The organism is Calditrichia bacterium (genome assembly GCA_020634975.1).
Taxonomy (GTDB): Bacteria; Calditrichota; Calditrichia; order RBG-13-44-9; family J075; genus JACKAQ01.
Genome location: JACKAQ010000001.1, coordinates 1,780,405 through 1,793,970, shown reverse-complemented (window position 1 = coordinate 1,793,970; position 13,566 = coordinate 1,780,405). Strand labels below are relative to the sequence as shown.

Genomic DNA, 13,566 nt, shown 5'->3' with positions numbered 1-13,566 from the left:
GTTTTTTCGATGACTCAATTGCATCCAAATCCAGCCCAAAGAAGAGCTGGCAATGACCAGTTATGCGGATGATCCCGAAGCGGAGGCAGTTGTGCTATTTGCAGATGGCGATCTCAAATTAGAAAGTGACGGCAATATGTATTTTGTGGAAGGGGAGTATCATTTCCGCATCAAGATTTTAACCGAAGAAGGCAAGGGGCAGGCGGATATTGTTATTCCATACTATTACGAGGATGACATAAAAGACATCAAAGGTATTACAACCCTTCCAAACGGCAAGCAAATCAAGCTGGATAAAAAGGATATTTTTGAAGAAAAAGGCGAAAAAGTAAACCGTATCAAGTTTGCGATGCCGGGTGTGGAAGTGGGTTCGGTAATTGAATACCGGTTCCGGATGGTTTCCGAATATATTCATAATTTAGAACAATGGTATTTCCAAAATTCAATTTACACCCGGTTGAGCCGTTATTCGGTAACGGTGTTGCCCTATTTTCGCTATAATGCGTTTTACCGGAACATGTCGGAAATTCAACCCCATAAAGATGAAATTTTGGTGCCCGGACAGCGCATCGCATTAACCAAATACACATGGGAAATGCGCGATCTGCCGCCGATTCGCAAAGAGCCGTTTATGCGCACAACAGAAGATTACCAGGCTGCCATCCATTTCCAGATTATCGATTACAAAAGCCCGTATGTGTATCGCAAATTTATCAGCGATTGGGCGGAGTTGGTCAAAGAAGAACGCGAGTATCTCGATAAATTTTACAGCAACGATGGCGATTTGAAAGCGCTGGTCGCCGCCCAGACAACACCGGAAATGACGCCGCTGGACAAAATAAAATCGCTTTATACATACGTTCAGAATAATATCGAATCAACTTCGCAGGGCGGCGCATATTATGATGAAAAAAGCGAAAAAATATTAAAAAATCTCAAAGGCACCGGTAGCGAAAAAAACCTGTTGTTGATCAATCTGTTGCGATTGGCAGGGCTTGAGGCTTATCCGATGCTGATCAGCACCCGCAGCAACGGGATGGTTGTTCGCAATCAGCCCCGGCTTTCCCAATTTAACTATATTTTGACCGCTGCGATGATCGGCCGGCGTTTGGTGCTGCTGGATTCGCGTCTGAAACATTATCCCTACGACATTTTGCCGGAGCGCACGCTGGTTGATATCGGTTTGTTGATTGACGATGCTGAAGGGCAGTTTATTAATTTGCCAGAGCCCAAAAAAACAAATATGCGCTACTGCAAAGCCGATGCAAAACTGGACGAAAGCGGCACGCTGCACGCTTCTGTAACGATCCGGATGGAGGGCTATCACGCAATCGATGCACGTCAGGAAATTACCGCAGACGGCGATGAAGAATATGTCAAAACACTGTTGCAAAACAGCTTCAAAACAGTTGAATTAGATTCCTTTACAGTGGATGCGCTGGAAAATTTGGAACAACCGGTTTACATCTCTGCGCATTTCCGCTCACCGGAATTTGCCCAGGTGGTTGGGAATATGATTTATATCGCAACGCCGGCAATCAACAAAATGGAAGAGAACCCGTTTAAACGCGAAAAACGGTTTTTCCCGGTTGAGTTTGTTTATAATGTTGCAGAATCAGATGATATAAATATAGAATTACCGGAAGGTTACGTATTGGATGAACTACCGCAAAACGTCACCAGCAAAAAACCCAATTTTGATATTACATTTGTAAATGACTGGACAGCCGACGGCAACAAAATATCCCTGAAACGCCAATACATCCGCCGCCAGCTAACCTACGGTTCCGGAGATTATGCCACATTGCGCGATTTTTACGATCGCATAATTGGTGCCGACCAAGCTCAAATTGTCATTCGTCAGGGCGCAACCAGCGAAGGCGAATAATTGAAAAACAGCTCTTACCCGGCTTGCCGGAAGCGGTGGCCGGGTGAATTTATTTTGGGTGAACTATGGAAATGCGATCAATTTACGGTGTGATATTTTTATCTGTTGCGTTGTGGGGCGGTTTCGGCACAGCCCAAACCGTCGATATTTTGTCTGGTTCGCACGATGCAATCATCCTTTCCGATGAGACAGAATTCGAAGTTCTCGGCCAGGGAAAAGCTTATGTTCGCTATTCCCGCAAAGTTCAAATCAATAACGATGAAGGCAAAGGTTACGGTATTCCTGGTGTTAGCGAAAACAAATTTATCAAAAAGAAAAAAATAGATGTGCGAATTTTGAGCACCGATGGTGAAGAGCTAAAAAAATACAAAAATAGCGACATCCTGAAAGAAGATTATTCGCCCGGATATTCGTTGTATAGCGATTCGCGTTATCAATGGATTAATTCAACTTGGCCAAAATTTCCATATGTTGTGGAATACAGCACCGAAGCAGAAATGAGCACACTGTTTTTTGGCCGGACTGGTTTCCACAAAAAAATGTGCCCGTGTTAAGCAGCAGCTACAAACTGGTGTTGCGCGATACGACAGTTGCGTTTCGCACCCATGCCGTAAATATGGAAACATCACCAAAAACGATTCGCTCCAGCAGTGTTTCGCACATTTGGAATGCCGCGTTGCTCCCCGCTTTTGAGAGCGAAGATTATATGTCGAAAAACAACAGCAACCGGATGATCCTGTATTTTACCCCGGAAAGATTTGCGCTGGAGAACTCATTCGGGCATTTCCGCGACTGGAATGGTCTGGCGCAGTGGTATCGCGGATTGACAGCCGACCGGCTGATTTTGCCCGAACTCATTCGTCAGGAAGTTGCTGCGCTGGTGAATCCTGATGACGATGCCAAAACCAAAATCAGCAAATTATACGCCTATTTGCAGAATAATTCGCGTTATGTGAGCATCGATCTGGGTATCGGCGGTTGGCAGCCATACAGCGCGCAATCTGTTTTCGAAAATAAATATGGCGATTGCAAAGATTTATCCACCCTAATGGTCGCGATGCTGGATGTGGTGAATATTCCCGCACATTTGGCACTTACGCCCACCCGCGATGCCATCAATTTTATTGAAGAATTTCCATCCAACCAGTTTAACCATTGCATTGCCGTCGTGCCGTTACCGGAAGATACGGTTTGGCTGGAATGCACCGCAGATTACATTCCCGCCGGAGAATTACCATATTCCGTTGAAGGCGCAAAAGTGCTGGTGGTTGAAGCCGAGGGCGGCAAAATTATCCAAACACCAGTCAGTCGTCCGGAAGATAATTTGATGACCAGCCGCACCGAAGGCCGCATTGGCGAAGATGGTGCGCTGCAAATGAGCGGTTGGTTTGCCACAACCGGTAACCGGTCAAGCTATGTTCGTGGGCGGTTTATTGGTGTGGAAATCGAAAAACAGCAGGATTGGCTGCGCAGTCGGTTGATCAGCCTCAGTGCCTCACGATTCGATCTGGCGGAATTTACTGTCGAAAATCTTGCTGAAAATGTCGATCAGCCCTGCGTTGTGCATTTTTCCGGCGAAATGAAAAATTTTGCGACGCGCAGCGCCAGCCGGTTATTTTTGAGCCCGAATGTGATCAACCAGTTTTCAAAAATACCCACCGGAAGAATCGCCGGATGAACGCAAGTTTTCGGTTTCATTTAACTACGCATTTGAGGATGCAGATACGGTTTATATCAGCTTACCGCCCGGTTACGCGCTGGAAGCCGCACCGCCGCAGGAAACCATCGAATCTGAATTCGGCACTTACCGGATCGAATACGAATTGGCGGATAATCGGCTGCGCTATTTGCGGCAATTCCGGCTGGAAACGCGGGAAATTCCGCTCGAAAAATACGCCGCTTATCGCGAATTTATCAGCGAAGTTGTGAAACGGGATAACATGCAGTTTGTGTTGAAGCGGTAGGTTCGCGTTTCCGAAAAATTGTGTCGGGAGCGCAAAAGTGCGTTCTGCGAAAGCGTTAAACATCCCAGTTTTTGGCGCGTTCCAGCGCGCGTTGCCAGTTACCGGTCAAATCGGCAATGGTTGATGCATCCGCTGTCGGCCGGAACTGGCGTTCCAGTTGCCACTGCGCCGCAATTTCTCCGGTGTTTTTCCAGAAATTTACGCCGAGTCCGGCCAGATACGCCGCGCCGAGCGCGGTGGTTTCCAGCACTATCGGGCGATCCACCGGAATGTTCAGCACATCGGATTGAAACTGCATCAGCAAATTATTAGCCGTTGCGCCGCCATCCACCCGCAGCGATTTCACCCGGAAACCGGCATCCGCTTCCATCGCTTTCAGCACATCCATTGTCTGAAATGCGATGCTTTCCAGCGCCGCGCGGGCAATGTGCCCGGCAGTGCTCCCGCGCGACAATCCGACCATCGCGCCGCGTGCGAACGAATCCCAATGCGGTGCGCCGAGACCGGTAAACGCCGGGACAAAATAGATGCCGCCGTTGTCCGTCACGGATTGCGCCAGTTGCTCCACTTCCGCAGATGTTTTGATGATGCCCAGCCCGTCCCGCAGCCACTGCACCACCGCGCCCGCGGTGAAGATGCTGCCTTCCAGCGCATACGTTATTTTCCCGTCAATTTTCCATGCAACCGTGCTGAGCAGCCGGTTTTGCGATGTAACCGGCGAATCGCCCGTGTTCAGCATCATGAAACAGCCGGTGCCGTAGGTGTTTTTGAGCATACCGGGTTGTGTGCACATCTGACCGAATAATGCCGCTTGCTGATCGCCGGCAATCCCGGAAATAGGCAATTCGAACGGGAATGCGGTTTGTTTCACGGTGTTGCCGTAGTGCTCGCTGGAGGCACGGACTTCCGGCAGTACAGATGCGGGAATGTTCAGCAGATCCAGCAATTCCGCGTCCCATTTGCCGGTATGAATGTTGAACAACATCGTGCGGCTGGCGTTGCTCGCATCGGTGATGTGCAATTTGCCGCCGGTGAGTTGCCAAACCAGCCAACTGTCGATGGTACCGAATGCCAGCTCGCCATTTTCCGCCAGTTTGCGGGCACCGGGAACATTGTCCAGTAGCCATTTCAGTTTGGTGCCGGAAAAATATGCGTCGATCACCAATCCGGATTTTTGCCGGATTTTCTCCGCCCAACCCTGATTTTTCAGCGAATCGCAATACGCCGCGGTGCGGCGATCCTGCCAGACAATCGCGTTGTGCAGCGGTTTTCCGGTATCGCGGTGCCAGAGCACCGTGGTTTCCCGCTGATTGGTGATGCCGATTGCCGCAATATTTTTCCCCGACGGATCAACGGCGCGAATGGCCTCTGCCGCAACGGCGGACTGCGTTCCCCAAATTTCCAGCGCATCATGTTCCACCCATCCGGAATTGGGGAAGTGCTGCCGGAATTCCCGTTGGGCAACCGCACGGATTTTTCCGGCTGTATCGAACACAATTGCCCGGGAACTGGATGTGCCCTGATCGATTGCTAAAATAAATTTTTTCATTGGTTTATGTGTTTTTTAATACGGTGAATTCATATCAAATCAAAAATGGAAACAGCCGTTTGGTTCGCGCTGCATATGCCGGATATTCCGGGAAATGGGCAAAAAGGAGTCGCTCTTCATAATGCAATTTGAATAATAAAATGATGAAAAGCAGCATCCACATCGTCAGACGTAGTGGTGAAAAAGCATTGCCAATTTCCGCCAAGGTGCTCAGTAGCAGAGCGGAATACATCGGGTGTCGAATGTGGCGATACGGACCGGAGATGACCATTTTTCCATTATTTTTCACATCCGGAATAATATTGAAATTGCCGATTTTCATCGTCAAAATTGCCCAGATACCCAAACCGATCCCGCTCCAAAAGAGCAGCGCCCACATCAATTTGGAAGGAATAACAGGCCCGCTGAATGCAATTATACCGACAAACAAAAACTGGAGTATGACCAGCGAAAAGGATGTTAATTTGCTATTTTTCATCCCAAAAATCAGGCTGTCGATTTGCCGTAAAATCGTACCAGCGCCCAAACCGCAATCGCGCCGAACGGCAGTGTCAGCCAGTGGTTCATCCCGAAGCCAACTGGAATGTAGCCGAAAATGCAGGCCACAGCGCCGGCGGTGAGCGCGTATGGCAATTGGGTGCGCACATGGTCGATGTGATCCGATCCGGAAGCCATCGAAGATAAAATGGTGGTATCGGAAATTGGCGAACAGTGGTCGCCAAAGGTTGCGCCGGCCAGCACCGCGCCGGTCACACAAAGCAGCAGCGCCGTGGCATGCGCTTCGTCGATGCCGGGTACTTCCATCGGGAATTTGTGTGCCAACGGAATGGCGATCGGCATGAGAATCGCCATCGTTCCCCACGATGTGCCGGTGGCAAACGCTATTACCGCAGCGCTGAGAAAAATGAGCAGCGGCAGCCACTCCGGCGAAAGGAATTGTTTGGTGAGACTAACCACATAGTCGGCAGTGAACAGGTCGCCGCAAATACTGCCAATCGCCCATGCAGAGGTGAGGATGATACATGCCAGCATCATCGATTTGATGCCGCCGAGCCATGCGTCCAGCGATTGCTGCAACGTTAGCAGGCGTTGACTCATCGCCAGAACAATTGCTACCAATCCACCGATAAACGATGCCCACATCAGTACGGAAAACGAATTTGCCGCACCGATAATCGCGCTGGTTTTGTGAATCCATCCGGCATCGGCGAGGGTTTTGCCTTCCTCTGCCAATTGTTGGGCCAGCCCTTCCAGCCCGCTGTTCCAGCCTGTGGCAAACAGCCCGATGCCCACGGTGAGGATTACCGCTGCCACCGGAATGAGCGCGTTGTACCAGCGTTTTGGGGTGCTTTCATCCGCCATCAGCTCTGCACCGCCCAAATCTGCCAGTGGGTTGGCGGTAGCGCCGAGCACTTCGCCGGTGGTTCGGGCGCGTTTTTCGGCTGTGTACATTGGGCCGAAATCGCGCATCATTATCGCTACCAGCAATCCCAAAAACAGGGAAAACAGCGGATAAAAATTATACGGAATCGTTTCGATAAACGTGATATACGCGTTCCGGTCGATGCCGTGGGTTTTGAATGCCTGGCTCATCAGGCTCACTTCGTAACCGATCCAGGTGGAGATAATGGCGATATTCGACACCGGTGCTGCGGTCGAATCGACCAGATACGACAGTTTTTCCCGCGAAATGCGCAACTTGTCCGCCAATGGGCGCATTGTGTTGCCGACAATCAGGCTGTTGGCGTAATCGTCGAAAAAGATCAGCACGCCCATCAGCCATGTCGCAATTTGCCCGCCACGGGCATCTTTTGCGTAAACAGCCAGTTTTTCGACAATACCCTGCGTGCCGCCGGATTTGCTGATCACACCGACCATCCCGCCAAGCAGCAGGCTAAAAATAATGATAAACGCGTGATCGGGATTCGCCACTGCGTTCACGATATATTCATCCAGCGTGTGCAAAAATCCGCTGAAAACGGAAAAATCGTACACAAACGTCACACCCAGCCACACGCCGAAAAACAGCGCGACAATCACCTGTCGGGTGACCAGTGCCAGCACAATCGCCAGCAAAGGCGGCAAGATGCTCAGCACCGGCGGCAGCACCCGCAGCGATTTCTCCTGCACGGAATCGCCAAAGCGAATCTGCAGTTTTTTTGCACCGCTCTCGGGAATTATGACATCTGCGATGCTGATGTTTCCCGGCGCATCCGGCAACAACTGCGCGTTTCCGCTGGCCAGTACTGTGCCGTCCGAAAGGCTGATTTGGTAGGGAATTCCCGCCGAATCGCTGTTGAAATAGGCGGTCAGCGCCGGCTGGATTTCCACTGTAAATGCGATATCCGCCAGTGCAATGCGGGGTAACTTTGCATCGAAAGTCGTTTCCTGCGCCGCTGCTGTTGTGCTGATAACTGCGGTGAAGAGTGCAACAATACAAATCGTTACTAATCGGCGGACGTGGTGGCGTAATAGCATACAATCCTTTCGCGATAGGTTCGGTCAAATGGGAATCCCCGTTGATTTTGCTGGGGTTAGAACGTGCCAAGGTACAAAACATCGCCAAAAAAGTAAAGGGCGATCGCGGTGAAAAATCCGGTTTGCGGGCTATATGTGCGCGGCTTCGAAAAAAAACTTGAGAAATTGCCCGAATGATGGTAAAATAACCTGCTTCAGTGTCGGAGGAAAAATGGCTAATCGCAAACGCAAACGGCAACCTGGCGTGCAACCGGCCGCAATCGATGCGGAAAAGATTCAGCCGGATCATGCACAGCCGGAACAGCCGGCAACCCCAATCCGGGGATTTTTAATCGATATCGACGGTGTGTTGTGTATTGAAAACCAGATCATTCGTGGCGCAATCGAAGCGCTGGAATATCTGCGTCGCGAAAATATCCCGTTTTTACTGGCGACCAACACCACCCGGAAAAGCCGCTATTCGTTGGTGAACAATCTCAAACGGATGGGGTTTAAAATTGAAGTGGACCAGATCTACTCGGCGCCGTATGCGGCATCGTGCTGGCTGCATGCCCAAAAAGCAGCATCCGTTTGCCTGCTTACCAGCGGCGATACCCACCGGGAATTCAAGGATTTCAGAATCACAACCGCGAAACCGGACTATCTGGTTATTGGCGATCTGGGCGAAGATTTAACATACAACAAAATCAACCAGGCGTTTCGACATGTGATGGGCGGCGCCAAAATGCTGGCGATGCAGAAAAATCGCTACTGGCGGCGCAGCGACGGTTTGTCGATCGACACCGGTGCGATCGTTGCCGCGCTGGAATACGCCACCGGACAAACCGCCGCGCTGGTCGGGAAGCCGAGCCCGGCGTTTTACGAACAGGCGGTAAATTTACTCAACTTACCCAAAGAAAATGTTGCGATGATCGGCGATGACTGGGAATCGGATATCGAAGGCAGCATTGCCGCCGGATTGCAGGGCATTGCCGTAAAAACCGGGAAATTGAGCGACGATTCTACGGAGAAACACAAAAACGCAGCCGCCATCTGGCTGGATTCCATCGGCGAATTGCCGGATTGGTTGTCTGCCCGGTCGGGCAATAAATAAAAAGACCGGAGCCAACTGGCTCCGGTCCTGATGATGGAGGTAAGTATGAGTACAGGTTGTATTTCTATTTTAGCAAATACGGTACCAATAATTTTTACAAAAATTACCCAAATTAACTGTTGTAATTGTTTGATTTAGGTTTTGTGCATAACGGTTCTAATTAAATCTGTCGCTTTTGTCGTCAACAACTGTTGAGAATTCCGTTACGAAAGATTTGTATTTATGAAAACCAGACCTTCGGCGCTATCCGCCAACACCTACCAAAAATTATTGAACACAGCAGATCGCAACGGCTGCGGGTTTATTTTGCTGCTGGACCCGGACAAAATCAGCGCGGATGCGTTGCCGGATTTGATGGGAAACGCCATCGACGCCGGTGTGGATGCCTTTTTTGTGGGCGGCAGCCTGCTCCACGGCGGCGATTTTGATGAAACCATCCGCCGGATGAAATCGGCAGCTGGCGATCATCCGGTGGTCATTTTTCCCGGCAGCCTTTTCCAGATTTCCCGGCATGCGGACGCAATCCTGTTTATTTCGCTGATCAGCGGACGCAACCCGGAGCACCTCATCGGTAATCAGGCAGTTGCCTCGCCGGTAATTTTCAACATGGGACTGGAGGCGATTTCCTGCGGCTACATGCTCATCGAATCGGGCACGCTCACCAGCGCTTCGTTTGTGAGCAACTCCATGCCAATTCCCCGCGCCAAACCGGGCATCGCGCTGGCGCATGCGCTGGCTGCACAATATATGGGCATGAAAATGGTGTATCTGGAAGCGGGCAGCGGCGCCCAGCAAACCGTTCCGGAGGAGATGATTGCGCTGGTTTCCGCACATCTGGAAATCCCCGTGATCGCCGGTGGCGGCATCCGCACGCCTGAAATGGCGCAGAAAAAAGCCGCAGCCGGTGCCAGATTTGTGGTGGTGGGTAATTTTTTTGAGGAGAAAAACAGCCTGTCGCAACTCCGCGATTTCGCCGATGCGATTCATTCCGCGCGCTAAAACGCTTTCAATAATTTTCGATTGACCAAATACACCGTTAACAAAATGGCGAACGTAATTCCCAATAAGATTGCCGCGTAAGTATGTGCTGTGGCATAATTTAGCGCTTCAACTTCGTCGTAAATGGCGATGGCGGCAACCCGTGTTTCGCCGGGAATGCTGCCGCCGATCATCAAAATCACCCCGAATTCGCCGACCGTGTGCGCGAAACTGAGCACCGTGCCGATCAGCAGGGACGGTTTGATGTTTGGCAGCAACACCTTCCAAAATGTTTCCAACCGAGATTTTCCCAACGAAACAGACGCTTCCGCCAGCGATGCCGGTAAACTCTGGAATCCTGCCTGGATGGGATTGACCATAAACGGCAGACTGTAGATAATGGAAGCGATCACCAGCCCTTCGAACGAGAACACCAATCTCAGGTCGAATGTATTTTCCAGAAATTGCCCGAACGCGCCGGTGGGACTGAACGCCAGCAGCAGGTAAAAACCGAGTACGGTTGGCGGCAATACCAGCGGCATGCTCACCAGCGTTTGCAGTACGTATTTCCAGCGATTTTCCCAACTCGCCAGCAGGTAACCCAGCGGAATCCCGATCAGCAGCAGCACCGCAGTGGTGATGCCCGCCAGTTGAAATGTGAGCGCCAACGGTTGCCAGTCGAGGTTCAAATTGCCCCCCCGTCATCGGCGAAAATGGCGATTTCGTTGGCTTTCACCAATCCGGTAACGGCGTCGCCGGGTTGCAGGTTGAGTGTTGCAGCGGATCGGGCGGTGATGATCGAAATGATCGAAATGCCGTGAAAATCCATCGTAATTTTGCTGAGCACCACGCCGTTTTCGATAGCGCGGATGGTCGCCGCAAAGCGATTCCGCAAACTGATCTGACCGGAAAAATTTTTCGCGATGGCGATTTCCGTTTCTTTAAACACCAGCGATACGCGATTTCCGATCCGCAAATACGGCGCGGTTTCCGGCGTTTCGATCAGCACGCAGGAAAATGTGTCGCCGAATGCAACCAGATCGACCAGCGAAATAGCATCTGCGGTTTCAATATTGATAATTTCTGCGGGTACGCGATTCATGGCAATTGGTATCCGTAATGGTGGAAAATACTCCGGGCAACCGGACTGTTCAAAAAATCCAGAAAATGTGCGGCGGCAGCCTGCAATTGCGGCGGTCGATTGGCGATGATCGCCGCTGACTGGGCAATCGGTTGGTAGAGCGTGCTGTCCACAAATGCCCATTGTGCTGTGGGAACATCGCTGCCAACCACAGCGGATTGAGCGGTGATCGCCGCATCTGCCGCGCCGCTGCGCAAATATTGGTTCACCTGCGCCACGTTTCTTCCGAAAACCAGTCTCGGTTCAATATCATTATATATACCGGCATTTTCTAGCGCGGTAACTGCCGCCGCGCCATACGGTGCAATTTGGGGATTGGCAACGGCAATCGCTTTCAGCGATAGATCTGTCAGCGCAGACATGTCCAACGGTCCGTGGTGCGCAGCTGAAAACCAGATCACCAGTTTGCCGGATGCGTAAATTTGCGGTTGGCGCACTGCCAATCCATCCCGGAACAGTTGGTTGGGATATCCCGTATCCGCCGAAAAAAACAGATCGAACGGTGCACCGTTGCGGATTTGGGTGGTCAACTTGCCGGACGAACTGACAATCGGCTGCACGGATTTACCGGTGCTGTCCCGGTAGGCTGCCGCCAGTTTTTCGAATGGCGCCTGAAAATTTGCGGACACCGCAACCGTCAGCGATTGCTGCGCGCTGTTTTCACTGTCGCCGCATCCGGCAATTAAAGCCACGGCAAGCACACCTGAAATTATTAAACCCGCCCAACGCAACAACTTTTTATCCTTTATCAATTATCCTGCATCCTTTTTTCTCCCGTGACATTTTTTGACATCCATTTACAACGCGGTAACATCTATGATAAGCTACTTCCGTAAACTATAACTGAGCGAAAGAAAACACGGTTCGAATTCAAAATAAAGGAGAAAATTATGAAAACGTTTATCGCCACCCTTTTGGTAATCTTCAGCATTACCGTTGCAGCCCAAACCCCGGAATCATTGACCCGCGGTGTAAAAAGCTACACAAAATCTTTGAAATCCGATAACGTCGGAATTGTGGAATCCGCAGTGTTCCACATCGCAAAACTGAAACTGTTGTTCCCGGAAGAAGAAACCGGTGCCGCATTGGCCGAATTGGAAAATCTTTCCGAATCCGGAGCTTCCGAAAGCATTCGCTTTAAAGCCTATCTGGCAACGCAAGTGCTCGAATTTCCGGAAAATTTCAGCACCCTGGAAAAGAAAAATTACAAAGATGCCGAAGCGTTTTTCCTGATGATCAGCACCGAACTTCAGAAAAAATTGTTGGTCAACCGGTAACAGAACCTCAGACCAGCCACAAATTTTAGCGTGCATCCGACACTATCTGCCGGATGCACGTTTTTTTGTAAATATATGTTCCGCAGCTTTTTAGGTTTGCTTCATTCACCCCATAATCATATATTTTCAACAGAAATACTGTGTTTTAACCGCTGCATATTCGCTGAGGAGGCCGCATGCAAGCAGTAAAATCTATCCCGTTGTTCGGGATTGTTTTGGTAATTTATATGGCAATTGGTGCTATTTTTTTTATGGGTGGAAGCGCCGATGTGGGAAGCGAAGCATTTGATGTCGCGTTGGGTGGTGTAATGTTGCCATCTGGTATTTTTTGGGTTATTCAAATAAAAGATGTCATTATTTTGGGCGGATTGTTCTGCCTGTTTATCGAAATTATTAAATCCACCCGCTCAACCGATGCTCAAATTGTTGAACATATTTTATCTACCTTTGTTTTTATTTCGTACATGGTTGCGTTTTTATGGGCACCGATCGCCGGAAATTCTACGTTTTTTGCGTTGCTGGTTATGTCGTTAATCGATGTTATTGCCGGGTTTACGATAACAATTTCTGCCGCGCGCAGGGATTTTAGCATGGGTTAATTGAAGAAAAAGGATAAAGGGTAAGTGAAAATTGGAGAAATTAAAATAAATATTGAAAAAACGCGGGCGATTGCAGAATGATGCGTCCGCTGAACGACCGGCATCGTATCGAGATCATGCTGGAAATGATTCAACAGATCGAATCCTACGCCTATTACGGTTATTTTCAGGATTTCAGCATCGATAAAACAATGGTGCTGGCGATGCTCAAACGGCTGGAAATTATCGGCGAGGCGGCGCACTGGCTTTCGCCGGAGCTAAAATCTGTCCATACGCAAATTGATTGGGAAAATATCGCCGGACTCCGCCACTCATTAGTGGATGAATATCACGAAATCAATGCCAAAACCATTTGGCGGGAAATGACCCGCAACATGCCTTCCCTCAAAACAAAACTGGAAAAAATTCTCAGCGAATTGCCGGATGAGCCGTCTGGCACCTCAACCGAAGTTTAGTATCTCCCAAAATTTTTCACGAAGCAGCGAAGCACTCATTTCTAATGTGTCAACATAACCACAAAAAACTTACCTTTTGTATTATCCATCGTTCATTTGCAAATTTTTTTTCTCAGCGAAAATGCGTATAATTTCGCGAAACAG

14 protein-coding genes and 1 pseudogene are annotated in these 13,566 nt (G+C 49.8%); 9 read left to right on the top strand and 6 right to left on the bottom strand.

Features of this window, described 5'->3' with window-relative positions:
* Window positions 1-52 precede the first annotated feature (52 nt).
* The 4 genes and pseudogenes from H6629_07285 (at window position 53) to H6629_07270 (ending at window position 3,852) form a co-directional block, all read left to right on the top strand.
* Window positions 53-1,888: a DUF3857 and transglutaminase domain-containing protein gene (locus tag H6629_07285; GenBank protein ID MCB9067598.1), complete on the top strand. Its 1,836-nt coding sequence runs from the start codon at window positions 53-55 to the stop codon at window positions 1,886-1,888.
* A 65-nt stretch (window positions 1,889-1,953) separates the two neighbouring features.
* On the top strand, window positions 1,954-2,442 hold the full coding sequence (locus tag H6629_07280; protein ID MCB9067597.1) for a DUF3857 domain-containing protein: 489 nt from the start codon (window positions 1,954-1,956) through the stop codon (window positions 2,440-2,442).
* Window positions 2,430-3,566 (top strand): transglutaminase domain-containing protein, encoded by a 1,137-nt coding sequence (locus H6629_07275; protein MCB9067596.1) that lies wholly within the window; start codon window positions 2,430-2,432, stop codon window positions 3,564-3,566. Before H6629_07280 ends, H6629_07275 begins: the two co-directional genes overlap by 13 nt.
* Window positions 3,565-3,852 (top strand): annotated as a pseudogene (locus H6629_07270) (DUF3858 domain-containing protein). The gene H6629_07275 and the pseudogene H6629_07270 overlap by 2 nt, the downstream one beginning before the upstream one ends.
* Before the next feature lie 55 nt (window positions 3,853-3,907).
* Here the strand turns inward: H6629_07270 and glpK are convergent.
* From glpK to H6629_07255, 3 genes are read right to left on the bottom strand one after another with little or no spacing between them, the layout of a single operon-like run.
* Window positions 3,908-5,401 (bottom strand): glycerol kinase GlpK, encoded by a 1,494-nt coding sequence (glpK, locus tag H6629_07265; GenBank protein MCB9067595.1) that lies wholly within the window; start codon window positions 5,399-5,401, stop codon window positions 3,908-3,910.
* A gap of 34 nt (window positions 5,402-5,435) precedes the next feature.
* Window positions 5,436-5,879 (bottom strand): isoprenylcysteine carboxylmethyltransferase family protein, encoded by a 444-nt coding sequence (locus tag H6629_07260; GenBank protein ID MCB9067594.1) that lies wholly within the window; start codon window positions 5,877-5,879, stop codon window positions 5,436-5,438.
* Between the two features lie 8 nt (window positions 5,880-5,887).
* Window positions 5,888-7,879 carry a Na+/H+ antiporter NhaC family protein gene (locus tag H6629_07255; GenBank protein ID MCB9067593.1) on the bottom strand — a complete coding sequence of 664 codons (1,992 nt, stop codon included), beginning with the start codon at window positions 7,877-7,879 and terminating at the stop codon, window positions 5,888-5,890.
* A gap of 211 nt (window positions 7,880-8,090) precedes the next feature.
* Here H6629_07255 and H6629_07250 point away from each other — a divergent pair, with 211 nt between their 5' ends.
* Window positions 8,091-8,972, top strand: coding sequence for a TIGR01458 family HAD-type hydrolase (locus H6629_07250; protein MCB9067592.1), 882 nt, complete (start codon window positions 8,091-8,093; stop codon window positions 8,970-8,972).
* A 222-nt stretch (window positions 8,973-9,194) separates the two neighbouring features.
* Entirely contained in the window at window positions 9,195-9,971 is a 777-nt protein-coding gene (locus H6629_07245) for a geranylgeranylglyceryl/heptaprenylglyceryl phosphate synthase (protein MCB9067591.1), read from the top strand.
* Here H6629_07245 and modB read toward each other — a convergent pair.
* Genes modB through modA form a run of 3 tightly spaced genes read right to left on the bottom strand, consistent with a single transcriptional unit; the run spans window position 9,968 to window position 11,783 of the window.
* Window positions 9,968-10,639, bottom strand: coding sequence for a molybdate ABC transporter permease subunit (gene modB, locus H6629_07240; protein ID MCB9067590.1), 672 nt, complete (start codon window positions 10,637-10,639; stop codon window positions 9,968-9,970). The genes H6629_07245 and modB overlap by 4 nt on opposite strands.
* Window positions 10,636-11,052, bottom strand: coding sequence for a TOBE domain-containing protein (locus tag H6629_07235; GenBank protein MCB9067589.1), 417 nt, complete (start codon window positions 11,050-11,052; stop codon window positions 10,636-10,638). Before H6629_07235 ends, modB begins: the two co-directional genes overlap by 4 nt.
* Entirely contained in the window at window positions 11,049-11,783 is a 735-nt protein-coding gene (modA, locus tag H6629_07230) for a molybdate ABC transporter substrate-binding protein (GenBank protein ID MCB9067588.1), read from the bottom strand. The genes H6629_07235 and modA overlap by 4 nt, the downstream gene beginning before the upstream one ends.
* Before the next feature lie 198 nt (window positions 11,784-11,981).
* Between modA and H6629_07225 the strand changes: the two genes are divergently transcribed.
* The 3 genes from H6629_07225 to H6629_07215 all read left to right on the top strand — a co-directional run bounded on the left by H6629_07225 (window position 11,982) and on the right by H6629_07215 (window position 13,422).
* On the top strand, window positions 11,982-12,368 hold the full coding sequence (locus H6629_07225) for a hypothetical protein (GenBank protein MCB9067587.1): 387 nt from the start codon (window positions 11,982-11,984) through the stop codon (window positions 12,366-12,368).
* Window positions 12,369-12,544: 176 nt separating this feature from the next.
* Entirely contained in the window at window positions 12,545-12,967 is a 423-nt protein-coding gene (locus H6629_07220; GenBank protein MCB9067586.1) for a hypothetical protein, read from the top strand.
* Window positions 12,968-13,044: 77 nt separating this feature from the next.
* Window positions 13,045-13,422, top strand: coding sequence for a DUF86 domain-containing protein (locus H6629_07215; protein ID MCB9067585.1), 378 nt, complete (start codon window positions 13,045-13,047; stop codon window positions 13,420-13,422).
* The last annotated feature ends 144 nt before the right edge of the window (window positions 13,423-13,566 follow it).

Excerpts from the sequence above, each read along its gene's own strand:
- H6629_07255 (MCB9067593.1), bottom strand. The coding sequence starts at position 7,879 with ATGCTATTACGCCACCACGTCCGCCGATTAGTAACGATTTGTATTGTT.
- H6629_07235 (MCB9067589.1), bottom strand. The coding sequence starts at position 11,052 with ATGAATCGCGTACCCGCAGAAATTATCAATATTGAAACCGCAGATGCT.
- H6629_07220 (MCB9067586.1), top strand. The coding sequence starts at position 12,545 with ATGCAAGCAGTAAAATCTATCCCGTTGTTCGGGATTGTTTTGGTAATT.
- H6629_07245 (MCB9067591.1), top strand. The coding sequence starts at position 9,195 with ATGAAAACCAGACCTTCGGCGCTATCCGCCAACACCTACCAAAAATTA.
- H6629_07250 (MCB9067592.1), top strand. The coding sequence starts at position 8,091 with ATGGCTAATCGCAAACGCAAACGGCAACCTGGCGTGCAACCGGCCGCA.
- H6629_07260 (MCB9067594.1), bottom strand. The coding sequence starts at position 5,879 with ATGAAAAATAGCAAATTAACATCCTTTTCGCTGGTCATACTCCAGTTT.
- glpK (MCB9067595.1), bottom strand. The coding sequence starts at position 5,401 with ATGAAAAAATTTATTTTAGCAATCGATCAGGGCACATCCAGTTCCCGG.
- H6629_07285 (MCB9067598.1), top strand. The coding sequence starts at position 53 with ATGACCAGTTATGCGGATGATCCCGAAGCGGAGGCAGTTGTGCTATTT.
- H6629_07215 (MCB9067585.1), top strand. The coding sequence starts at position 13,045 with ATGATGCGTCCGCTGAACGACCGGCATCGTATCGAGATCATGCTGGAA.
- H6629_07280 (MCB9067597.1), top strand. The coding sequence starts at position 1,954 with ATGGAAATGCGATCAATTTACGGTGTGATATTTTTATCTGTTGCGTTG.
- H6629_07225 (MCB9067587.1), top strand. The coding sequence starts at position 11,982 with ATGAAAACGTTTATCGCCACCCTTTTGGTAATCTTCAGCATTACCGTT.